Here is a 22,469-nt window from a genome sequence, read left to right on the forward strand (position 1 = left end):
CTAAATAAAGAGGTTAAATATGTATTATCACAGAAATATGAATACCAGAAGTGATATGGATAATATGAGCAATGTGAATAGCATGGATAACATTAATAATATGAGTAATATGAGCAATACGAATAACATGATTAACATGGGCAATATGAGTAATATGGGTAGCATGATTACCTATGTTAGATTACTTCATGCATCACCTAATGCACCTGTTGTAGATGTATATGTAAATGATAAGCTTTTAGTGAAAAATTTTAACTATAGAGAGTTTACTGATTATGTTAAATTGATGCCTGGAACATATAATATAAAAATTTATAAATCTACTAACGGTAAAAATTTATTATATAATAACAATCTAACTATTCCTGGAAACACGATTTTTACTGTAGCAGCTATTGGGAATTTTCCTGAAAATTTTGAATTATATCCTATAGAAGAAAAATATACCGGAGTAAATAATAAGAACAAAGCAAAAATTAGATTTGTTCATTTAATTCCAAATGGCCCTCCAGTGGATGTAACTATTCCTGTAGGAAATATATTATTTGGAAATGTAATGTATAAAGATATAACAGATTATATTGAAATGACACCTGGAATGTATACCTTTGAAATAACATACCCAAATAGTACTACAAATATATTATATATCCCTAATATAAGACTTCGTGGTGATAGATTCTATACTATTTATGCTATAGGACTTGTAGGAGATGAACCTGCACCGCAAGTATTAATACCGCTAGATGGTCTTACATATTTAAAGCATTAATTTAAATATGTAATTTATTTAAATGAATTTTGCAAGTATCTTTCAAGCTGTAAATTGCAGTTTGAATGTTTCCCCCATAAAACTTATTTATAATTAAATGGGCTAGCAAAAATTGCTAGCCATTTTTTATTATTTAAAATATCATATTAGGTAATCTAATCTTACCATATCTATTTATATAATATTCTTTTAACTTAATAATTAACTTCAAATGGCTGTATTTCGCTAATTGAAAGATATTTGTTGGGTATAGCAATTCCTTCTCATTTGCGAAGCACTTGCATTACTGGTGCAATATGTTTTCCATTATATTCATTAGCTGGTACATAAGAATTTACATATGCCTGTGTTATTTCATATCCATTAGAACAATCATACTCTAATCCTAAAGGGCTAATCCCTCGTAAATTTTTATGTTTTTCTTCTAAGACATAAGCATAATCTGCAATATATAGCCCATTAAAGTCTCTTGGTAATTCTACCTTCAACAATATATTACCTACATGCTTTTTCGTCATCTCAAATGACAAATCACTAAAATAATAATCATCTGTTAACCATTTTGATAATGGTTCAAGAAATCCCTCAATAAGATAACAGTCATTAAACTCTTGAGGTATGTTGGGACAGCTTACCCTTCTATGGGCAAACAATCCATTACCTGAGGAGAATATTTTATCTAAGTATTCAACATAAGTATAATGATAGAATGTAATACAATTTTTATTAAATTCTACGTTATTAGGCTGTATTTTAAACCCATTATCTCCTAGATACAATCCTCTGTTATTAATAAACAATTGACTCAACCTCATAATTCTTCTCTCCTATTAAATATTATCTACGTTCTTCTACACTATAAAAATCGCTTAAAAACTATAGCTTCTTTACATATTAATTATAATATTAAGTTCATATTTATACTAAAAAATTCAGAGCAGCTGCTCTGAATTATCTTAGATCTCTCCACCATAAGTAGAGCTTAAAACTAACATACTATATAAACTATTTTCATCACAAATCAAAAATCTTAATCTAAGTTTTAGGAACGCCTAAATATATACTACTATTCTCCTAAAGTCATTTTTTATTTAAATAAATAAATAAATTTTATATTTATTAATGCTGTGCATACTGAAGCTTATATAAATTGCTATATAAACCGTCTTTTACAAGAAGCTCTTCATGATTTCCAACTTCTCTGATTTTTCCTTTATGGAGAACTATGATCTTATCTGCATTTTTAATTGTTGAGAGTCTATGAGCAACAATTATAGTTGTTCTTCCTTCTGTCAGTTTTCCTAAAGCATCTTGAATCAAACTCTCTGTTTCTGTGTCTATATTTGCAGTTGCTTCATCCAAAACTAATATAGGCGGATTAAAAGCTAATGCTCTCGCAAAAGCAACTAGTTGACGCTCTCCTTGAGAAAAAATAGAACCTCTCTCATTTACAGGAGCATCATATTTCTCTGGAAGCTTTTCTATAAATATATTAGCATTAACATATTCACATGCTCTTATAACTTCTTCATCACTAATACTATCATTATTTAGTCTAACATTACTCTTAATGTCACCAGTAAATAAGAATACATCCTGCAATACTGTTGCTAGATTTCTTCTCAAGTCTTCTTTTCTCATAGTTTTTATATTTATGCCATCAATTAATATCTCACCTTTTTGGATATCATATAATCGACTTATTAAGCTTATTATTGATGTTTTTCCTGCCCCAGTAGCGCCTACAAAAGCAATAGTTTCTCCTATATTTATTTTAAAACTTACATCTCTAAGCACCCAATCTTCATTATTATAGGCAAACCAAACATTCTTAAATTCTATTTCTCCTTTAAACCTCTGTACTTCTACTGGATTTTCAGAATTTTTAATTGTAGTATCAGTATCTAAAAGCATAAATATTCTTTCAGATGATGCCATAGCAGATTGCATGATATCAAACTTCTCAGAAAGATCAAAAATTGGCTGAAAAAATTGTTGAATATAGCTGACAAAAGCATATAGTACTCCTATATTAATATCAGCGTTTAAAACTGCTTTTCCCCCTGCCCAAATCAATATAGCTAATGCTATTTGATATATAAAATCCATAACTGGCCTAAATATAGCGAATACTTTAATTTGCTCCATGGCAGCTTCAGAGTAAGAGGTATTTATATCATCGAATTCTCTATACTTTTTATCTTCCTTGCCATAAATTTGAACTATCTTCATACCACTTATATTTTCAGCCAAAGATGAGTTTATTCTTGAAAGTCTAGCTCTAACTTTTCTATAGGCCTCTCTATCATATTTCTTAAATATATATGACACTAATATAATTAATGGCAATGTAACTATTGTTATAAGTGCTAACTTTATATCTAATAAAAACATAGCAATTATTATTCCTGTAATTAAGAAAAAATCTTTAAATAAATATACTAATACTGAAGTATACATTTCATTTAAAGTTTCTACATCATTAGTAACCCTTGTAACTAATCGTCCTACAGGATTTTTATCAAAAAATGATAGTGATAGTCCTTCTACATGTCTAAACACAGTATCTCTTATATTATATACAATTTTTTGACCTGTATATTGTAATATGAAAATTTGAATATAATTTAATATAAATATTAATATTGAAATAACTAGTATATATAGCGCCTTTCTACTTACAGATAAAAGGCTATTACTTCGTAAAGTCTTAACTTCTTCCTTAGAAATCTTATAGGCTGAATAAGTATTTTCTCCTTGTATTAATCTTTCTCCATCTATGTTGTAGGGAGCATTCTCCTTTATCTCTCCATCTATTACATAAGCATTTTTATCATCATATATTAAGGAAGCTCTTTTACCGTCTAAAGAATGATTGTTAACTACATAAAAATCATCCCTTATTTTTATACTATTATTTACTGCTTTTTCTGTAATTATATAAGATGATTTATCTGGATTTATATCATTATCTATAGTACTTTTAATAATATATGGCCTTAGTAAGTCTAAACAAGTTACTATAAACATTATTACTATAACACCTAATATATGGAGTTTGTATGGCTTTGCAAATTTAAGGAGTCTTCTCATGAGTTTTGAGTCATATTGTTTCATCAAACTTTCTTCTTCTAAATTAAAATTTTCCATGATTATACCTCCTCCGCCATAATTGCTTGTTCAATTTGTTGCTTTTCATAAATATCCTTATAAATACCTTCTTGATTCTTAAGTTCATCATGCTTACCCCTTTGCACAATTTCACCTTCATCTAATACAATAATTTGATCTGCTTCTTTAACCGCTGAAATTCTATGAGAAATTATTATAGATGTTTTATTTTTCATTATGTCATTGAGGTTCTCTAATATTTTTACTTCAGTTTTAGCGTCAACTGCTGATAGGCAATCGTCTAATATTAAAAGTTCAGGATTTTTAATTAATGCCCTTGAAATAGAAATTCGCTGTTTTTGCCCCCCTGATAAAGTTACACCTCTTTCTCCAACCATTGTTTTAAATTCTTCTGGAAAATCTATAATATTCTCATATATATCTGCATTTTTAGTAGCTTCATAAACCTGCTCCATATCTAACTTATCAAATGCCAAATTTACATTTTCTGCAATAGTGGTAGAAAATAAAAATGGATCTTGGGATACAAACCCTATACTATGTCTTAAAGTATTTAATGGAATTTTATTTATATCTTCACCTGCTATAAATATTTTTCCATTAGGTATATTATAAAGCCTCAATAAAAGATGAACTAATGTACTTTTACTACTTCCTGTACGTCCTACAATTCCTAATGTTTCTCCTTCTTTTATATTAACACTTATATTTTTAAGTGCAGGGTAAGTAGCTTTTGGATAAATAAAGGTCAAATCTTTAATTACTATATCTCCTTTTATTGATTTAACTTCATGAACATATTTATCAATAATTTCAGGCTTTTGGTTTAATATTTCCTCAACTCTTTCTAAGGATGCAAAACCTCTTTGAAGTACATTAATTACCCATCCAACTGCCATCATTGGCCATACTAAATTTCCTAAATACATATTAAATGCTACAAATTCACCTAAGGATATGTCCCCCAGAATAACAAATGCTCCTCCCACTGCAACTAATACCACAAAACTTAATGAAGAAATAAGTTCTATCAGTGGAGAGAACACACCCCATATTCTTATAAAATCCATATTTGCTTCAAAATTATTCTGATTTTCCTCAGCGAATCTTTCAAATTCTTTTTCCTCTTGTACAAAAGACTTAATAATTCTAATTCCTGAGAAATTTTCTTGAACTAAATCAGTAAGTTTTGAAAAGCATTTTTGAACTCTCATAAATTTTCTGTGTATTTTCTTACCAAATTTTCGTGATATAAGTGCAACAAAAGGTAATGGAAGCAATGCTAATAAGGTTAATTTTGCATTTATGCTTAGCATTATAAATAAAGTAGCTATAGTTAATACTAGCGCATCAAAAAACATTATGACACCTTGTCCTAGTGCCATTCTTATAGCATTTAAGTCATTGGTAGCTAGTGCCATTAAATCCCCTGTCTTATTTTCATTATAAAAATTTGTTGAAAGACTTTGTAAATGCTTGAAGAACTTGCTCCTAATATCATACTCTATCATTCTAGACGTACCATTAATATAAATTCTCCACATAAAACGCCCTATAGACATAGTCACAGCTATTACCATCATATAGAGAATTGCTTTAGTGATTGTACTAGTAGTAGCACTTCCTTGTGCTAGACTATCTGTTAGACCTCCTAAAATCTTAGGTGGAATAAGCTGAACAATATCCACTACAATTAAAAAAAGAATACCTATAAAATATCTTTTCTTGTACTTCATTGTATATTTCAATAGTGACTTCAGCTTCCGCATTAATTTGCCCCCTTTCAATTGAATATTGTTTTAAAATTTGTAATTTTCTATAAACTCCATAATATTATGCTATAATACTTTTTTATAATTTTCAATAATTTATTTCGAGTCTCGAATTTTTCACAATATTTAAATGATTTAAAACAAAAAATCCATGAAAATCATGGATTTTTAATCAGAATATAAATCATTGTATATTATTTTAAAAACTTCTAGTGCCTCTTCAATTTTACCTCTAAGAAGTTCTCTTTTATTTTCAAATTCAATTTCCCCTTCTTTAGTTAACTTATAAATTTTCTGCATTTTCTTTTTAGAATCATCCCAATGTCCTTCAACATACTTTTCCTTTTCTAATTTTTTTAATAGTGGATATATGCCTCCTGTGCTTGGAAGCCATAATCCATTAGTTTTCTCTCCAATTTGATGAGAAATATCATTACCATTTGTTGGACCTAGACTTAATATATACATAACATATATTGGCAGAAGCCCCTTTGTAAATACTTGGCCTACCGCTTCTTTTTCATTTTGTACTTTACGAAGTTCATTTAATTTTTTCTTATATTCTTCATATAATCGTTTTTCTTCTGCCTTAATATCAGGAAAGGAATTAGTCATTTAATTATTCCACCTCATAGAAAAGTACACCTAAAAAGCCTGGGCCACTATGAACTCCAGATACAGGACTTATATATCCACCGAAATTAACACTGTTTGCATTAGGATGTCTAGATATCTCATCTAGAATCCTTCTAGCTTCTTCTTCTGCTTCACCGTGAATTACGTAAATATCACATTTCTTTTTATCTAGCATCTCATTGCCTATAGCAATCATTCTATTAATAGACTGTTTTCGTCCTCTAACCTTATCATATGTTGCATAAGATCCCTCTTCATCTACATGAATAATAGGCTTTATATTCAAAAGCTCTGCAATAGTTCCTGCAACCTTTCCTATTCTTCCACCTCTTTTTAGATACTCTAAAGTTCCAACTACAAAGAAGGCATGCGCTCTTTTTTTTATTTCAGGTAGTTTTTTAACTACTTCGTCAAAACTCATACCTTTTTCTATCATTTTAGCTGCTTCTAAAATAATAACTGACTCTCCATAAGATATAAGTTTTGAGTCAAACACATGAGTCTTTATAGAAGGATATTCTTCACTTACTAACTTTAATGCATTGTATATTCCTGATAATTTACTAGACAAAGTTACTGCAATGGCATGAGTATATCCTTCTCTTTCTAGTCTTTGAAAAACATCCTCCATATCTTTCATTGAAGGCAATGACGAAGTAGGGACTTCCTTTTCAAATGATTTATATATTTCTTGAGGAGTTATTTCTACTCCATCTCTAAATTCTCTATCTTTAAAAATAATTCTAAAAGGTAGAACTATTATATTATATTTATCTATCATTTCTTTATTTAAATCTGAAGTACTATCTGTAATTAATGCTATTTTTTCCAAATATATCACTCCTAAAAATCAAAATTCCATTTATTCTTACTTAATAATATTATATATCACTACTGATAGTATTATCAATAGTGATATATAATATTAAATCTAAAATAATTTTTTATAAAAAATAAGGTAGTCCATATTTATCCCACAAACTGCCTTATTAGGCTAATGAAATATAATTACTATCCTCCTTAATGATTTTTCAAATAATATTCTACTTCTATAGTTACTATAGATATAATGTACAATCCAACTATACTCCATGTATATTTATTATATCCAAAGTTAGAAAATAATATATACAACAATGAAATCATAGCTATAGTACAATAGACCAGCAATATGTTTATATTTTTTCATAACGCAGCCACCTAAAATTTGTAATTTTTTATGTTTATTTGTTTTATAATTATGTTATAATACATAAAATCACATTTTACAATTATATTTATTATTATAGTATTTTTGCTTTTAAATTTTTAATCCTTAGCAGTGAAAATAGCTTAAATGCATTAGAGTGCATTTAAGCTATTCTTTCTTGTTATGGATACACATTCACAAATACAAGTGAAAGAACTTGTACCTTCAAAGTTTGTGAAAGTAATTATTTGTTGTTTATAACTACTTAAACTATTAAGTGAATTTAAACCTATATTTTTCTAATCATAACTTTTTAATTAAATTTATTAAGCAAGCTGATTTTATTATTTTTTATATTCAGAATTTTTATTAGGTATTTTACAGTTAAATACCTTTACATTTCTATATGTATATACTATAACTTATTGTGCTTCATAAAACACTACCGCTATAAACCCCGGTCCACTATGTACTCCAGATACTGCACTTACATATCCGCCAAAATAAGCTCTATTTATATTAGGATGTTTCTCATATTCAGCTAAAAGCTTTCTAGCTTCTTCTTCTGCTTCACCATGTATAATGTATACATCTTGCTTATTCTTATCTAATAATTCATTTCCAATTGATAACATTCTACTAATAGACTGCTTCCTACCTCTTACTTTATCCCGAGTATAATAATGACCTTTATCATCAACTGATATTATTGGCTTTATATGTAAAAGCTCTGCTATTGTTCCAGCAACTTTTCCTATTCTTCCACCCTTTTTTAAATACTCTAATGTACCAACTACATAAAAACCAGTTGCTTTCTTTCTCATCTCTGGTAACTTAGCAACTACTTCATCAAAGCTTGCCCCACTTTTTATCATTTCAGCACACTCCATAGCTATTGCTCCATGTGCATAAGAAATTATTTTTGAATCAAAGACATAGCTTTTTATAGTTGGATGATTTTCACTTGCAAGTTTAACAGCATTATAAAGTCCTGATAATTGACTAGATAATGTGATTATAATAGCATGAGTATAGTTTTCACTTTCTAACTTTTTAAATGTATCTTCCATATCTTTCATTGATGGCAAAGAAGATGTTGGTATTTCTTTATGTAGATTTTCACATATTTCCTTCGTTGTTATATCTACTCCATCACTAAACTCTCTGTCCTTATATATAATTCTGAAGGGAAGCATATTTATATTATATTTTTCTACAAATTCTTTTGATAAATCACTCGAGCTATCTGTTATTATTGCAATTTTTTCCAATATTAATCACTCCTTAAACTTAAAGTCGTAATACATTATATATCACTATTGATAGTTATATCAATAGTGATATATGTCAAAAAAGATAAATTTTTTAAAATTAACAAATTAATTAGAAAATTTAATTTAAAGTTAACAATTATTAATAATAATTGATACACAAATCTACTAGAAAAATAAAAGCTTTAGTAATACTTAGATTACTAAAGCTTTTATTTTAACACTTGAATTAAATATAATAATTTATCTGTTTAAAGGAAATTTTATAATAAATTTTAGTAAATGTCCATACTTTAATTTAAATATTAAAGTTAAAAATATAATTTTTTATAAATATTATATTTTAATCTATTATAGTGTACCTAAAAAGAAAGTTAATATATTAATTATCATATCTGCAGATGTACCACTTTTAAATTTACTCTATACATTCATAGAATTGTGCTATTAAATTGTTTAAGTTTACATTAATATGAAATTGAGAATTAACTATTGACAATGGATAATTATGGTGAATTCTCAGCAAAGCATGAGAATTTTTAAACTGATTAATTTACAGAACTAATTAAAGTTATCTTTATATGCTAATAAAAATAATAAACTTTTATTAGAAAACAGTTAAAAGTTATGCTTTTCAACTAAACTTTTAAAGAAATTAATTTATAAAAATTAATTTCAACCACAATTGTCAATTGTCCATCCACTAAAGTTGTTGATTAAAATATTTAATATCATAATTATTAGTTATAAATTAACTTTCAGGTAGTTTATCTATATATAATCTTTATATCCATAATGCAATTTTAAGATATTAACTAATTTCTTAAAATCATTTTTAAATTTCTTTTTTTATACTTTCGTAAAGCTCTTCTTCGCTGTCCGCTTCTATAAGTTTTCCATTAACTCTAGTGATTAATTTTCCCCCACATTTATCACAAGCACCTATACATTTATTTAAGGTAGTCTTATGTTCAGGAAAATCTTTTTTTATTTTTTCCATTACTCTTTCATGACCTTCATTGTAACCACAAAAACTTATTTTATTTTCTCCCATTTTTCTTCTCCTCTAAATAATGAAAAATATAGTTAAAGTCAATATTTCAACTAACTCATTTATTGCTCCTAAAGTGTCTCCTGTTAATCCATTTATTTTATGTTCACAAAGTTTATTAAATAATAAAGTTATAATAATTGCAGTAAAAGTTAAAATTACTATATCTTTAGGGCTAATAAATATAAATTGTAATAATAAACATATTACAGCTGTCAATACTATATTTGTAGTTTCTATATTTCCAATAAATATGTTACCTGTACCTGTAGATTTAGCATTTTTCCCCATTGTAGCTAATAACACCACCGAAAATCTTGCTATGATAGGTGCTACAATTATTATTTCAGGCACATATGAATCTATTGCTAATTTTATCAAATTGTATTTAAATAATAAGTCTAGAATTATAGCTACACAAGAATATACTCCTATTCTACTATCTTTCATTATGTCAATAATTTTTTCCTTACCACCCTTGAAAGCAAAAAAACCATCACAAACATCACCTAAACCATCTAAGTGTAATGCCCCTGTAAGAAGCACAAAGGTTAATACTACAAAAATGGCTGTTATACTAGAAGGTAGATATCTATTTAGTAATAAATATACTAAATATTGAATCCCTCCTACTATAAAGCCTATTATTGGAAAAAACATAGCTCCTCTTCTAAAATTTTCATTACTACAGTCTAATTGAAGATTAACAGGTATTCTAGTAAAAAATTGGATATATAGTAAAAAATCATTTATATATTTTTTCATAACTTACTCCTAACTTAAGCATCTTCAAAAAAATAACTAGTCAGTATACTAGTCTATTTTATTTCAAGTGTCTTATTTTAATCTTAATGGTAATCCACAGGTTACAAAATAAACTTCATCAGAAAGCTTTGCTATAAATTGATTGGTAAAACCTGCTATATCTCTATAAATTCTGCTCAATTTATATTCAGGCACTAATCCACTTCCCACCTCATTAGTAACCATAACTAAAACCTTATTTTTTTCTTTAGCCATTAAAATAAGCTTTTCAAATTCTTTTTTAATATTGTCTTGTATTCTATCTACTTCTTCCATGGCTATGTTATCAAAATCTAATTCTTTATCAAATAACAAATTAGTTACCATTATTGTTACACAATCTAATAATATATTTGGTTCTTCTATATTTTCTATAGCTTTATGTAAATCTCTATATCCCTCATAAGTTCTCCACTTTTGATTTCGTCCTTTTTTGTGTTTGTCTATTCTATTTTTCATTTCATTATCTGTTACTATGGCTGTAGCTATATATAATACATCATCTCTCTCATCAAAAATATTTTCTGCATAATTACTTTTACCACTTCTACTGCCTCCTGTAACTAATATTACTCTACTCATTTGATACACCTTACTTTCCTTACAAAAATTTATTATGAATTATTCCATCTAAAAATAAATTTTCATATTCATATTTTATAATTGAAACATCTCCATTTCTTGAAGAAAACTTCCAAAATAAATCCATATTTTCATTCATAATATAAGAGTATATAGCCCTTATTACGCCACTATGAGTTACAACTAATACATTATCACAGGTTAAGTTTAATATATCTTTTAAAAAGTCAGACGCTCTATTGTATAGTTCTATATAGCTCTCTCCACTAGGTGGTACAAAGCCCTTCCAATCTTTTTCCCATATATCACATTCTTTAGGATAAAACTTTAAAAGTTCTTCATAACTTTTCCCTTCAAACTCTCCAAAGTTAGTTTCATTTATTCTTTTGTCTATAACTATTTTATTATTTTTTTCTAACTTTTTAAATCTTTCACTTAGTATTATCTTAGAAGTCTCATAGGTTCTTTTTTTGTTACTTAAATAAACCATGTCTAAGTCAATTTTCTTAAAAAAAGCACTTAATTTCTTTGATTCAATTATTCCTTTTTCTGTTAGCCCTTCATCTATTGTACCATAAAATACTTTATTTTTATTTTGAATAGTTTCACCATGTCTCACTAAATATATGTTCATATCTACACCCCTACATGTATTTATATATAGATATACCAGCTCTAAAATTAATATATATGTGAAAATAATTGGTATTTCTTGGTATTATAATTGAAACTATTGAATTCATAATTCGCAGTTTACAATCCACAATTGTGGATATTTCTCAGCAAAAGCTAAGAAATTTAAAATTATTTATTTTTGAAGTGATACAATCACTTATACAATTGAAAATTGACTATTAACAATGGAGAATTGTTGAAACTTCCCTTTTACAAGAGAAGTCTTCAATTAATTTCTTTTTAAAGTGACACGGTCACTTTTATTAAAAAATCTATTAAAGAAATTAGTTTGATTAAAACTAATTTCCACCTTAACTGTCAATTGTCCATTATCACTTCTCAATTAATTAAAGTTTAGCTATACATTAATTTTTAAGATAGTTTATCTATACATATTTTATATTACTTTTTTTCTATATAAAAAACAACATTAAAGGTAGAAAACTATAATTTATTATTAAAAAATCGTGACAAAGCCACGATTTTTAATGAAAAATTATAGTTAATACTATCTACAGTTATTATATATTTTATATTGATAATTACTTCATACTATTGTATATAGTTTCTAAATTATACTTCATAGCTTCTATATAGCCTAGTCCATCTTCACTACTATGAAGTGTATATATTTTTTCAGTTTTCCCATTCACTTCACGAGCTAGTGTTTCTGATATTTGAGGACTAACTAAATTTTCAACGAAAACTGTAGTTATATTTTTCTCCTTACATAAATCAGTTAACTCTTTAAGTTGTTTAGGGGATGGCTCTCCTTCTGCAAATACTCCTTCAATACTATATTGATTTAATCCAAAGTCTCTACATAAGTATCCAAAGGTTTCATGACCAGTGACAAAATTTTTATTTGAAATTTGCTGAAATTTAGTACTGTAATCATTATATAACGCCTCAAGTTTTCCGCTAAATTCATTATAATTTTTTTCATAATAATCCTTATTATCACTATCTACTTCTATCAGTTCATTTTTTATATTATTAGCTTGGAGTTTTGCCATGTTTAAACTAAGCCATAAATGAGGATCGTAAGCGCCGTGTTCATGCTCTCCTTCTTTATGATCCCCTTCTTCAATTTTAATAAAATCTCCACCTTTAGATGTATCTACAACTTTTAACTTATTATTATTTATAACTTTTAGAACATCATCTTTCCAATGTTCCATATCTAATCCATTTAAAACTAATAGATCTGCTTTTTCTAAGTTCTCTAAATCCTTTGCTTTAGGTTCGAAATCATGTGGTTCCACTCCATCTGGAACAATAGTATATACATCTATCTTTTCTTTTCCTATTTCCTTAGCAAATTCATTCATTGCATAAAAGCTAGTTACTACTTTTATTTTATCATTTTTTTCTGTATTGATATTATTATCTTTCTTATTGCATCCTATTAAAGTCACAGAGAGCATCAATACCAATATATAAGTAATAAATTTTTTCACTATAAAAACACACCTTTCAATCGAAAATGATTTGCATTTGCACACATTTGCTTATTATAGTATAATTAACAAGCTTTGTAAATATAAAAATATATTCTATTGCAAATTATTTGCATTTACATTATTATTATATTATACATCTTTAATAATGTAAATTATTACAAGATAAATATATAAAAAGAATTTAAAAATTTCTACTAAACTAACTATTTTTAAGATATTTAGCTTATTTTATGAAAATTAATATTCTATATATGTTTTAAGATATAAACTCTGTATTACATTCAATTATTTTTAATTAATTTGTATATTAAGCGCTATTTAATTATTATCAATAAAAATATATTTTATTCAAATTTCCTTTTATTGTTATTAAAAGTTCTTAGGTGGATAAGATTATAGAAGTACATAGTTAAGTTTAGTAAAAGGAGATTAAATATGATAAAAATAAATAATTTGAGTTTTTCCTACAATAATATTAAACCTTATATGATAGACAATCTAAATCTTCATATAGAAAATGGTAGCTATGTTTCCATAATAGGTGAGAATGGTAGTGGCAAAACCACTATAGTAAAACTAATACTTGATATTTTAAAACCAATTAAAGGAACTATATCAATTAACTCAAAAAATATAGGATATGTCCCCCAAAAAATAGATGGTTTTAATTCACAATTTCCTATAACTGTATATGAGGTTTTAAATGTACATAGAAAAACCCTTAAAATAACTGATAAAAAAGTTATAGATGAGTCACTTAAAGCTGTTAATATGGAAAAATATAAAAATTCTCTAATAGGGGGACTTTCAGGAGGACAACAACAAAAAATTTTCATTGCTAGAGCTATTATGGGGCAATGTGATTTGCTAATATTAGATGAGCCTTCTACAGCTTTAGATGAAAAGAGCATATCAGATTTATATAAATTAATTAAACACTTAAATAAACTCCATAATATTACCATACTTTCCATAGAGCATAATATAAAAATGGCTTTAGAAAACTCTTCTCATATATACTCCATGGATAATGGCAATGGTGTACTATATGACATTAAAGAATATAAAGAAAAATTTGATTTAAATTAGGAGGCTATTATGTTTCAATATGAGTTTATGCAAAATGCTTTTACAGCTGCTGTATTTATTTCTATTTTATGCCCTTTAGTTGGCGTATTTTTAGTACTTAAAAGATATTCAATGATGGGTGATACCTTAGCTCACAGTTCTTTTGCAGGAGTAGCTATAGGTCTAGTTACAGGATATAGCCCTATACTTTGTGCATTTATATTTACTAGTATATGTGGATTATTAATTGAACTATTAAGAAATTATTATAAAAAGTATGCAGAACTAATTCTACCTATAGTTTTGACCTTAAGTATAGGAATTGGTATTACTCTCGTTAGTATGGGAAAGACAAATGCTAATATAAATTCATTTTTATTTGGAAGTATTCTAACTGTAACCAAGGATGATTTGTTTATTATGCTAGTATTGAGTATTATTTCAATTTTAGTTCTATATAAGCTATATAATAAATTAGTTTATATAACCTTTGACGAAGAAGGTGCAAAGGTAGCTAACATCAGAGTAAAACTTATAAACTACGTTTTTGCACTATTGGTAGGCGCCACTATCTCTGTTTCTATAAGAGTCATGGGAATATTAGTTATGTCTTCAATGATAGCTCTTCCTGTTGCAACTGCTCTTCAGCTTAATAAAGGTTTTAAAAAGACTATGATTTTTTCAATATTTTTTGGCTTTATAGATATTATTTTAGGGCTTATTTCCTCATATTATTTAAACTGTGCTCCAGGTGGTACAATAGCCTTAATTTCCGTATTCATTCTTGTTATAACTATAATATTTAAAAGCTTTAGAAGATAAATATGTATTTCTCATGAAATACATATTTTTTTATTTCCTATATTTTTAAAACTAAAATATAGGAAATAAAAGGAATTCTTCCCTTAAAATACTGAATTTATATCTATCAATGTATCTACCTCTTCCTAATCTATCTTTTCTCATTATACCTTCCTTAATAAATCCACATTTCTCATAGCTTTTTATAGCATTTATATTATCATAGTCTACTCTTAACCATATTTTTTTCTAGTTGAAAATCATTAAATCCTATTTGCAGCATATTTTTTATTGCTAAGCTTCCATAACCTTTACCTAAAAAATTTTTATCTCCTATAGCAATACTTAGTTCAGCATTCTTATTCACATTGTCAAAATTCTTTAAATCTATCCATCCAATATGTTTTCCTTCTTCTATCATTATTGCTTTTTGATAGTACCCATTTTCATGACTCATACAACATCTAATCCATTCTTCAATTTCCTATCTTGTAAATGGTGTATATTTATCTGGAGTAATTAGAAATTTTGTTACATCCTTATCTAATGACCATCTATATATAGATATCCCACTCCTAAATTTAACCTATGCCTGAAAATAATCAACATTTATTGGTATTACCACTAAAACTACTAAATTCAAAATTCAGAGTTCACAATTTCGGATATTTCTCAGTGGTAACTGTGAAATTTAGAATTGATTAACCGTAGCGGCGAACAGTGTTCGCCATATACTATTGAATAAATATTAAACTATAAGACGTATTAAAAAAACTGACAAACACTGTTCATCCCTACAATAAAACACCAGCAATTGTATTGCTAGTTAAAAAATCCATTAAAGAAATTATTTTGATCAAAAATAATTTTCACCTTAATTTTGCATTGTGAATTGTAAATTAAAATACCATAGAGATATGCATTAAGTTTTAATGTAGTTTATCCATACATCTATCTTCTACATCTTCAATTTTTAAATCTATTAAATAAATAAGGACTACTATAAAATATATTTTATAGTAGTCCTTATTTATTATTTTAATCTTGCAGTTAAAAACATTGTTTTCATGCCCAAAGCAGTAAATTTTCCTTCATATTCTGTTATAACATTGTCCTTAAAATCACTATTATGAAGATCATAGGTTATATATTCTATTTCAAAACCACTTTCTTTAAAGTACTCTATTGAATCTTTAAAAAGTCCTGTATCATCAGTTTTAAACCAAATTTCTCCACCTTTTTTAAGAAATTTCTTATACTGTGCTAAAAATTTAGTATGAGTTAATCTTCTTTTATTATGTCTCTCTTTTGGCCAGGGATTACAAAAATTAATATAGATTTTATTTATTTCATCCTTATCAAAAACATTATCTATTAACATGATGTTTAAGGGCATTAATCTAACATTTATATCTTTATCTAGTATGTTTTCATCAATCCTAGCTTCCTTAACTTTTCTTAAGGCATAAACTAAAACTTCATCTTTTAAATCTATTCCCACATAGTTAATATTAGGATTCATCTTTGCTTTATTTGTAATATGTCCTCCCCTGCCACAACCTAATTCTAAATGTATTTCATTATTGTTTTCAAATTCTTCTTTCCACTTTCCTTTGTGGTCATATTGATTGAAAACAACTACTTCACTACTTTGCATTTCTGGTCTTGCCCAATGCTTTTTTCTTAAGCGCATATATTCCTCTCCTTATGTATAACAAAATATTAAATTTTTAATCCCACTAAATTACCTAAAAATGAAAATAGGTATTCTGCTGGCATTTGAACTAAATAGGTCAGCAATGACCTTCCACCACCAAGTATAGGCGCAATTAATAATATAAAAATAATTAATTGATATCCATATATTTTATCTGATATTTTATAAAATTGACGCGGAAATAAATCTTTTAATATATGAAATCCATCAAAACCTGGTATAGGAATTAAATTTAAAAACAACCAGAAACAATTATAATAAGCTGTTAAATACACTATTGTATTTATAATTGAAGTTAAGTTAGACTTTGGAAGCATCTTTCCTAATATTGCTAATACAATTATAGCTACAATTGAGCATGCTAAATTTGCTAATGGCCCTGCTATAGATATCTTCAAATCATCCTTATAATAATTTTTTAAGGCATTTGGATTTACTTGCACTGGCTTAGCCCAACCAAATCCCCAAAATAAAATCATGAAAAAGCCTAAAAAATCTATATGTGCAAAAGGATTTAATGTTAATCTACCTTGATATTTAGGGGTATTATCTCCTAATTTAACTGCAACCCTTGCATGAGCATATTCATGAAAAGTAAATGCAACTAATATTGCTGGTATCATTAATACTTTTCCTAACAAATCAATTCTCATTAGAACGTCCCCTTTCTACTTGTAATCAAGAAAAATTGATTATCCCTATAATTATATCAAAATAATCTACTATAGAGAATATCTTATAAAAAATATTTTTTTTACACTATAAAGATATTAATATATGCCCTATTAATATAACCTTATTTCAAATTTATAAATGATTTTAATTTTTAAATGTAAATGCTATAACTTAATTTAGAGGTTAAATTTATCTGTAGTAAAACTATAAATTTATAAATAAAGACTATGAAAATTCATAGTCTTTATTTATAGGCAATAATTTCTACATTATCTCCACTTTTGGTTACTACACCATTATTCTGAAATTGAATAAATTCACCTTCATAAATTGTTTCTTTGTTTGATTTTTGTTCTCTAACAATTTTATTATCTTTATCATGTATGTATATATTCCCTTCAGCAGAAATATATATATTTTGATTTTCTGTGGACACATTCAAATCTATTTGCTGCCATTGTGAAGTATCTTCGGTAATACATCCATAAAATATCTTATTAACTAAACCGTTTTCTAGTCCACCTATATAAATTTTATCCTCATCATCTCTACCTAATATGGTAATTCGCTCATATTCTGGGAAATATAATACCTCGCTAGTTTGGGATGAATAAACTTGATTATAAACCTCACCTTCATAAAGTAATATGTCTTCTCTTCTTAAAAGTTCCATATTACTTATATGTCTAGGTACAGTATATGTTTTAGTCATTGTACCCATTCTATCAATTCTATATATACTACTTACATTTTCACTATCCACTATTTTCACATAAGTAAGGCCTGTGAGTGTTGATATTGCAATATCTTCTACTATTGCACTTTCTTCATTCCAATCAAACTCTTTAATTAATGATTTATCTTTCTTCTTTACATCGTAAGAATAAAGAGTTAATTTACTTGAGCCATAGTTTACAATCTTTTCAACAAATAATACCCTATTTCTATCTGGTAACCATTTATAAAAGCTCACTTCAGCATCTGGTTCAAGAGTTATTTCATCAGTTTGTCCATCTTGTACCTTGACTACTGTTAAAAGATTATTTTTTATATAGGATAAATATTTGCTATCATAAGATACTGAAACTTTCCCTACATCAGATGGAATTTTAATTTTGTTTTTTTTCTCTTCTACTTTTTCTTCTACTACTTTTTTACCCTTTATCTTACTTTCTAAACTTAAAAAATTGTTATCAATATAATAAAATCCAACACATTGAATTCCTAAAGATATAGCCATCCAAAGTGTCAATCTTTTTATTATCTTCATACTATTCTCCTTACTTATGTTATTTTTCTACATATATGGCTGAAGGAACTGCCCTTTCACCTAATGAATCTGATGGACTATTAATTACTTCTCCCTTATAATACATTGTTGAAGATGATCCACCATCCAAATTACTAGCATTATAAGCTCCATACTCATATAATACGTCTTGAGCTTCTTTTAATGTAGCTCCTATACTATTTGTTTGCCTACCATCAATAACTAATAATATTATAGCACCATCTTTTCTTTGTCCTATGGCTGTTCTTGGTGCAATTCCCCAGCCGCCATCTCCATTAGTAATTGCCTTTTGTCCATCAACTATTAATGCAGGACCAAAGCTAACTGCTTCTTTCGCTTTATGTTGTATTAACTCATTTAAACTATAGCTACCTACTAGTAGAACTCCAGCTTCAGTAATTGCTACTACTTCTCTTTGCTCATCATCACTACTTAAATCATTATATTTAACCTCACCATTATTCATTATTATACCAGTAGGCTTTGCACCAGTGCCTGTCCACAATGATCCTGTAGCTTCATCTGTAAATCCACCACCATTTATTGCTGCAATAGCGCCATTATTTTCAGCTATTTCACTGGTCGTTTGGCCTTCTATCTCTAATTTTTCACTATACCCTACTTTAACTCTTGTAGAATCATTAATAATTAATACATAACCTGTAAATTTATTGCTATTCACTTCAAATCTCTCAATGGTTTTATCATTTTTATTACTAACAATAACTTCTGTTTCTGCGTCCTTCTTTTGAGATAAATTAGTTACTGCCTGTTCTTTTAATATTTTATTAATTGTTTCTTTACTCAAAAACAACTCTGCAATCCACTGGTGACTTAGAGTTGTCATAGCTGTAGTTACAAGCGTATTTCTTACATTCTCAAAAGGTCCATAATAAGCTAAAAACGGAGCGGTTATTCCAGTAAATACTATTTGAAAAAGTATAAAACTAATTATGAATTTAATTTTACTCTTTTTCTTAACTGATTTTTTAGATTTTCTTGCGTTCATTTTAACCTTCCTTTATTAGATAATTTATAGTGAGCATCATACTATAATAAAGTGTTAAATTCCATATGTTATATAGTTTATAGTATTTTCCTTTGAAAGTCATTAGATTGTTATTAGAAATATTAATTAATTTTACCTATTTATATTTTATCATAATACTATTTACTCACATATATAGTATAAATTTGTTTCAATTCCATTACAAAAGTAAAAACACATTATATAATATCGTAGAAATTAAAAAAATTCAATTATAAAGTAGAACGTTCTACTTTATAATTGAATTAAATTCTCTGTAAATCATTAAAAAACTACAGTTTTTGAGCAGCTTCAAAAGCCAACGGAGATCTCTCACATTCATCAAATTTTAAAGTTACTTGATAACAGAGTTCGCTCCCCTTCATTTTCTCTGAAGCATAACATAATCCATTTGATCTAGAATCCATAAATGGATGATCTATTTGATCCGGATCTCCTATTAAAATTAGTTTTGTCCCTATTCCTACTCTTGTTGTAATTGCTTTAATTTGTTTAGGTGAAAGATTTTGAGCTTCATCAATTATAAGCCAATTTTTCACTATAGAACGTCCTCTTAAATAAGCTACTGCTTCTGTAGTTATTATTCTTCTATCAAATAATTCTCTTATTTTATCCTGTAATTCTTTTTCATTTTTATATCGTTCTTTTTCATCAGAGTCCACTAATATCTCAAGATTGTCAAAAACAGGTCTCATAAATGGAGCTATTTTTTCTTCTTCTGTACCAGGTAAAAAACCTATTTCTTCATCCATAGTAATATTGGGCCGGCATACTAAAATTCTTCTATACTGACCTGTGTTTTCCTCTAATATTTTTTCAAGTCCTGTAGCCAAAGAAAATAGTGTTTTAGCTGTACCTGCAGGACCTTTTATTATAACTAATGGTGCTTTGGATGGTTCTGTACATAATGCTTCAAGCATAAATTTTTGACCTACATTTCTCGGAGAAATTCCCATAGGTTTAATATCTTTATAATATAATGGAACTACTTTTTTACCATCAAATCTTCCAAGTGCTGTTTGTTTAGAATTTTCCATGGAATGCATTAAAATAAATTGGTTAACATATAACTGTGGTACATAATATTCCTCTTTATCTTCATTGTAGTAAAGCATTTCTTTTATATCTAATGACTTTTTATTATAAAACTCTTCAATTTTATGTGATGGAACATAAACTTCTATTCTTCCTGTATATTGATTATAGTCTTCTGGAACTACCTTCTCATAGAAATCTTCACTTTTTATATTCACTATATCTGCTTTAATTCTTTCAAAAGTGTCCTTAGTTATTAAAATTACATCTTCGCCCTTTTCTTTTAATCCTTTACAAAGTTGGATTATTCGATTATCTGGCTTACTTTTGTCCCAAGATATAGGAATTTCTGTATCATGATGATTCATTTCCACTCTCAAATATCCACCACAAGGCAATCTAACTCCTTTATTAAGTTGACCTTCTCCTCTAAGGGAATCGATTAATCTTGATGCTTGCCTAGCATTTGCTCCTAAATCGGTCTTATCTTTTTTAAAGTTATCTAGCTCCTCAAGCACAATTTCTGGTATTACCACGTCATTGTTTCCAAATGATAATAGTGCTGTGGATGAATACAGAATAACATTAGTATCTAAAACATAGGTCTTTTTCAAAATCTATACTCCTCCTCTCCTATACTATTAATATATGTTTTATTTGCAATAAATGAATAAATATATTATATTTTACATGGAAAAATTTTTATTATACTAATTTTCTAAATAATTATTGATAATGGATAATTTTTATTATATAATAATAGTAATCTTGAAATGAGGTTGATGATTATGTTAAATTTTACGCAAATTTTCAAGGAAAAAAAATTAAAACTTACCCCTCAGCGTATAGCTGTGTATAAGTATCTATGTTCTACTAATGAACATCCTTCAGCAGAAACAATATATAAAGCACTGCAAGAAGAATATCCTACAATGAGCCTTGCCACAGTTTATAAGGCATTAAAAGTTTTAGTATCTGTAAACTTAATTCAAGAAATTAATGTAGGTGAAGGTAACTTTAGATATGATGGCACTATTGAACCACATTCACATATTCAATGTGTTAATTGTTCAAAAGTTGATGATATTAAGGGTATATCTTTCTCTAATTTAAATGAAGAAGTTAAGGAATTTACAGATTACAGTATTTTAACAAATCAAATATATTTTTATGGATTATGCAGTGAATGTAAAGCTGATAATGAGCCAAAAGTAGAGTTAGTATAACTAACTCTACTTTTACTTTTTTTAATAAATTATTCATTTCTAATGTTATAAAATAATTCTAAGTTTTTAACTTCTTCTTTACAATTCATATATTCTATGCTATCTCTTACTTTAAATTTTCTACTAATACTTTAAGTTCTAATTTTAACTAAATATAAGCTTTTCATAATCAGTGATTCTACTGTTTTATTAAAGGCTTTTAAATACATATAATACTACTTTATCTATCCTACTAAAATAATTTAACTAAATTCACTTTTT

The 22,469-nt window shown here is 27.2% G+C and carries 21 protein-coding genes; 4 read left to right on the forward strand and 17 right to left on the reverse strand.

Annotated elements, in window-relative coordinates; genetic code table 11:
* Positions 1 to 19: 19 nt before the first annotated feature.
* Positions 20 to 772: a DUF4397 domain-containing protein gene (locus ACWPW7_RS16435; protein ID WP_454054384.1), complete on the forward strand. Its 753-nt coding sequence runs from the start codon at positions 20 to 22 to the stop codon at positions 770 to 772.
* A 263-nt stretch (positions 773 to 1,035) separates the two neighbouring features.
* Here the strand turns inward: ACWPW7_RS16435 and ACWPW7_RS16440 are convergent, their stop codons facing one another.
* From ACWPW7_RS16440 to ACWPW7_RS16490, 11 genes are all read right to left on the reverse strand, one after another.
* On the reverse strand, positions 1,036 to 1,587 hold the full coding sequence (locus tag ACWPW7_RS16440) for a hypothetical protein (protein ID WP_454054385.1): 552 nt from the start codon (positions 1,585 to 1,587) through the stop codon (positions 1,036 to 1,038).
* 304 nt (positions 1,588 to 1,891) lie between these two features.
* The gene (locus ACWPW7_RS16445; RefSeq protein WP_454054386.1) at positions 1,892 to 3,922 is read right to left on the reverse strand and encodes an ABC transporter ATP-binding protein; all 2,031 of its coding nucleotides are present in this window, start codon (positions 3,920 to 3,922) and stop codon (positions 1,892 to 1,894) included.
* 2 nt (positions 3,923 to 3,924) lie between these two features.
* Complete coding sequence (locus ACWPW7_RS16450; RefSeq protein WP_454054387.1) at positions 3,925 to 5,673, reverse strand: ABC transporter ATP-binding protein; 1,749 nt, start codon at positions 5,671 to 5,673, stop codon at positions 3,925 to 3,927.
* A 171-nt stretch (positions 5,674 to 5,844) separates the two neighbouring features.
* Positions 5,845 to 6,291 carry a PadR family transcriptional regulator gene (locus ACWPW7_RS16455; protein WP_291559817.1) on the reverse strand — a complete coding sequence of 149 codons (447 nt, stop codon included), beginning with the start codon at positions 6,289 to 6,291 and terminating at the stop codon, positions 5,845 to 5,847.
* Positions 6,292 to 6,295: 4 nt separating this feature from the next.
* The gene (locus ACWPW7_RS16460) at positions 6,296 to 7,144 is read right to left on the reverse strand and encodes a DegV family protein (protein WP_454054388.1); all 849 of its coding nucleotides are present in this window, start codon (positions 7,142 to 7,144) and stop codon (positions 6,296 to 6,298) included.
* A gap of 779 nt (positions 7,145 to 7,923) precedes the next feature.
* Positions 7,924 to 8,772 carry a DegV family protein gene (locus ACWPW7_RS16465; protein ID WP_454054389.1) on the reverse strand — a complete coding sequence of 283 codons (849 nt, stop codon included), beginning with the start codon at positions 8,770 to 8,772 and terminating at the stop codon, positions 7,924 to 7,926.
* 835 nt (positions 8,773 to 9,607) lie between these two features.
* Positions 9,608 to 9,826 carry a DUF1450 domain-containing protein gene (locus ACWPW7_RS16470; protein ID WP_454054390.1) on the reverse strand — a complete coding sequence of 73 codons (219 nt, stop codon included), beginning with the start codon at positions 9,824 to 9,826 and terminating at the stop codon, positions 9,608 to 9,610.
* 12 nt (positions 9,827 to 9,838) lie between these two features.
* Positions 9,839 to 10,588 carry an adenosylcobinamide-GDP ribazoletransferase gene (gene cobS / locus ACWPW7_RS16475; RefSeq protein ID WP_291559825.1) on the reverse strand — a complete coding sequence of 250 codons (750 nt, stop codon included), beginning with the start codon at positions 10,586 to 10,588 and terminating at the stop codon, positions 9,839 to 9,841.
* A 72-nt stretch (positions 10,589 to 10,660) separates the two neighbouring features.
* Positions 10,661 to 11,209 (reverse strand): bifunctional adenosylcobinamide kinase/adenosylcobinamide-phosphate guanylyltransferase, encoded by a 549-nt coding sequence (cobU, locus tag ACWPW7_RS16480; protein WP_454054391.1) that lies wholly within the window; start codon positions 11,207 to 11,209, stop codon positions 10,661 to 10,663.
* A gap of 19 nt (positions 11,210 to 11,228) precedes the next feature.
* Positions 11,229 to 11,843: a histidine phosphatase family protein gene (locus ACWPW7_RS16485; RefSeq protein ID WP_454054392.1), complete on the reverse strand. Its 615-nt coding sequence runs from the start codon at positions 11,841 to 11,843 to the stop codon at positions 11,229 to 11,231.
* A gap of 583 nt (positions 11,844 to 12,426) precedes the next feature.
* Entirely contained in the window at positions 12,427 to 13,344 is a 918-nt protein-coding gene (locus ACWPW7_RS16490) for a metal ABC transporter substrate-binding protein (RefSeq protein WP_454054393.1), read from the reverse strand.
* A 438-nt stretch (positions 13,345 to 13,782) separates the two neighbouring features.
* Here ACWPW7_RS16490 and ACWPW7_RS16495 point away from each other — a divergent pair, with 438 nt between their 5' ends.
* Entirely contained in the window at positions 13,783 to 14,436 is a 654-nt protein-coding gene (locus ACWPW7_RS16495; RefSeq protein WP_291559836.1) for a metal ABC transporter ATP-binding protein, read from the forward strand.
* Positions 14,437 to 14,445: 9 nt separating this feature from the next.
* Complete coding sequence (locus ACWPW7_RS16500) at positions 14,446 to 15,237, forward strand: metal ABC transporter permease (RefSeq protein WP_454054394.1); 792 nt, start codon at positions 14,446 to 14,448, stop codon at positions 15,235 to 15,237.
* Positions 15,238 to 15,436: 199 nt separating this feature from the next.
* Here ACWPW7_RS16500 and ACWPW7_RS16505 read toward each other — a convergent pair whose 3' ends face one another.
* The 6 genes from ACWPW7_RS16505 to ACWPW7_RS16530 form a co-directional block, all read right to left on the reverse strand.
* Positions 15,437 to 15,697, reverse strand: coding sequence for a GNAT family N-acetyltransferase (locus ACWPW7_RS16505; RefSeq protein WP_454055528.1), 261 nt, complete (start codon positions 15,695 to 15,697; stop codon positions 15,437 to 15,439).
* 552 nt (positions 15,698 to 16,249) lie between these two features.
* On the reverse strand, positions 16,250 to 16,909 hold the full coding sequence (trmB, locus tag ACWPW7_RS16510) for a tRNA (guanosine(46)-N7)-methyltransferase TrmB (protein WP_454054395.1): 660 nt from the start codon (positions 16,907 to 16,909) through the stop codon (positions 16,250 to 16,252).
* A gap of 29 nt (positions 16,910 to 16,938) precedes the next feature.
* Entirely contained in the window at positions 16,939 to 17,586 is a 648-nt protein-coding gene (locus ACWPW7_RS16515) for a site-2 protease family protein (RefSeq protein ID WP_454054396.1), read from the reverse strand.
* 266 nt (positions 17,587 to 17,852) lie between these two features.
* Positions 17,853 to 18,878: a hypothetical protein gene (locus ACWPW7_RS16520; RefSeq protein ID WP_454054397.1), complete on the reverse strand. Its 1,026-nt coding sequence runs from the start codon at positions 18,876 to 18,878 to the stop codon at positions 17,853 to 17,855.
* Between the two features lie 19 nt (positions 18,879 to 18,897).
* Positions 18,898 to 19,908 carry a phosphodiester glycosidase family protein gene (locus tag ACWPW7_RS16525; protein ID WP_454054398.1) on the reverse strand — a complete coding sequence of 337 codons (1,011 nt, stop codon included), beginning with the start codon at positions 19,906 to 19,908 and terminating at the stop codon, positions 18,898 to 18,900.
* A 311-nt stretch (positions 19,909 to 20,219) separates the two neighbouring features.
* Complete coding sequence (locus ACWPW7_RS16530) at positions 20,220 to 21,596, reverse strand: PhoH family protein (RefSeq protein WP_291559848.1); 1,377 nt, start codon at positions 21,594 to 21,596, stop codon at positions 20,220 to 20,222.
* A 174-nt stretch (positions 21,597 to 21,770) separates the two neighbouring features.
* Here ACWPW7_RS16530 and ACWPW7_RS16535 point away from each other — a divergent pair, with 174 nt between their 5' ends.
* Positions 21,771 to 22,208: a Fur family transcriptional regulator gene (locus ACWPW7_RS16535; protein WP_454054399.1), complete on the forward strand. Its 438-nt coding sequence runs from the start codon at positions 21,771 to 21,773 to the stop codon at positions 22,206 to 22,208.
* Positions 22,209 to 22,469: the final 261 nt, after the last annotated feature.

The sequence above is a fragment of the Clostridium sp. Marseille-Q7071 genome, assembly GCF_965112025.1.

What these genes read in the sequence shown, in the direction of transcription:
- ACWPW7_RS16470 (WP_454054390.1), bottom strand. Translation starts at nt 9,826, where the DNA reads ATGGGAGAAAATAAAATAAGTTTTTGTGGTTACAATGAAGGTCATGAA.
- ACWPW7_RS16500 (WP_454054394.1), top strand. Translation starts at nt 14,446, where the DNA reads ATGTTTCAATATGAGTTTATGCAAAATGCTTTTACAGCTGCTGTATTT.
- ACWPW7_RS16515 (WP_454054396.1), bottom strand. Translation starts at nt 17,586, where the DNA reads ATGAGAATTGATTTGTTAGGAAAAGTATTAATGATACCAGCAATATTA.
- trmB (WP_454054395.1), bottom strand. Translation starts at nt 16,909, where the DNA reads ATGCGCTTAAGAAAAAAGCATTGGGCAAGACCAGAAATGCAAAGTAGT.
- ACWPW7_RS16440 (WP_454054385.1), bottom strand. Translation starts at nt 1,587, where the DNA reads ATGAGGTTGAGTCAATTGTTTATTAATAACAGAGGATTGTATCTAGGA.
- cobU (WP_454054391.1), bottom strand. Translation starts at nt 11,209, where the DNA reads ATGAGTAGAGTAATATTAGTTACAGGAGGCAGTAGAAGTGGTAAAAGT.
- ACWPW7_RS16495 (WP_291559836.1), top strand. Translation starts at nt 13,783, where the DNA reads ATGATAAAAATAAATAATTTGAGTTTTTCCTACAATAATATTAAACCT.
- ACWPW7_RS16450 (WP_454054387.1), bottom strand. Translation starts at nt 5,673, where the DNA reads ATGCGGAAGCTGAAGTCACTATTGAAATATACAATGAAGTACAAGAAA.
- ACWPW7_RS16455 (WP_291559817.1), bottom strand. Translation starts at nt 6,291, where the DNA reads ATGACTAATTCCTTTCCTGATATTAAGGCAGAAGAAAAACGATTATAT.
- ACWPW7_RS16535 (WP_454054399.1), top strand. Translation starts at nt 21,771, where the DNA reads ATGTTAAATTTTACGCAAATTTTCAAGGAAAAAAAATTAAAACTTACC.
- ACWPW7_RS16435 (WP_454054384.1), top strand. Translation starts at nt 20, where the DNA reads ATGTATTATCACAGAAATATGAATACCAGAAGTGATATGGATAATATG.
- ACWPW7_RS16485 (WP_454054392.1), bottom strand. Translation starts at nt 11,843, where the DNA reads ATGAACATATATTTAGTGAGACATGGTGAAACTATTCAAAATAAAAAT.
- cobS (WP_291559825.1), bottom strand. Translation starts at nt 10,588, where the DNA reads ATGAAAAAATATATAAATGATTTTTTACTATATATCCAATTTTTTACT.
- ACWPW7_RS16525 (WP_454054398.1), bottom strand. Translation starts at nt 19,908, where the DNA reads ATGAACGCAAGAAAATCTAAAAAATCAGTTAAGAAAAAGAGTAAAATT.
- ACWPW7_RS16445 (WP_454054386.1), bottom strand. Translation starts at nt 3,922, where the DNA reads ATGGAAAATTTTAATTTAGAAGAAGAAAGTTTGATGAAACAATATGAC.
- ACWPW7_RS16520 (WP_454054397.1), bottom strand. Translation starts at nt 18,878, where the DNA reads ATGAAGATAATAAAAAGATTGACACTTTGGATGGCTATATCTTTAGGA.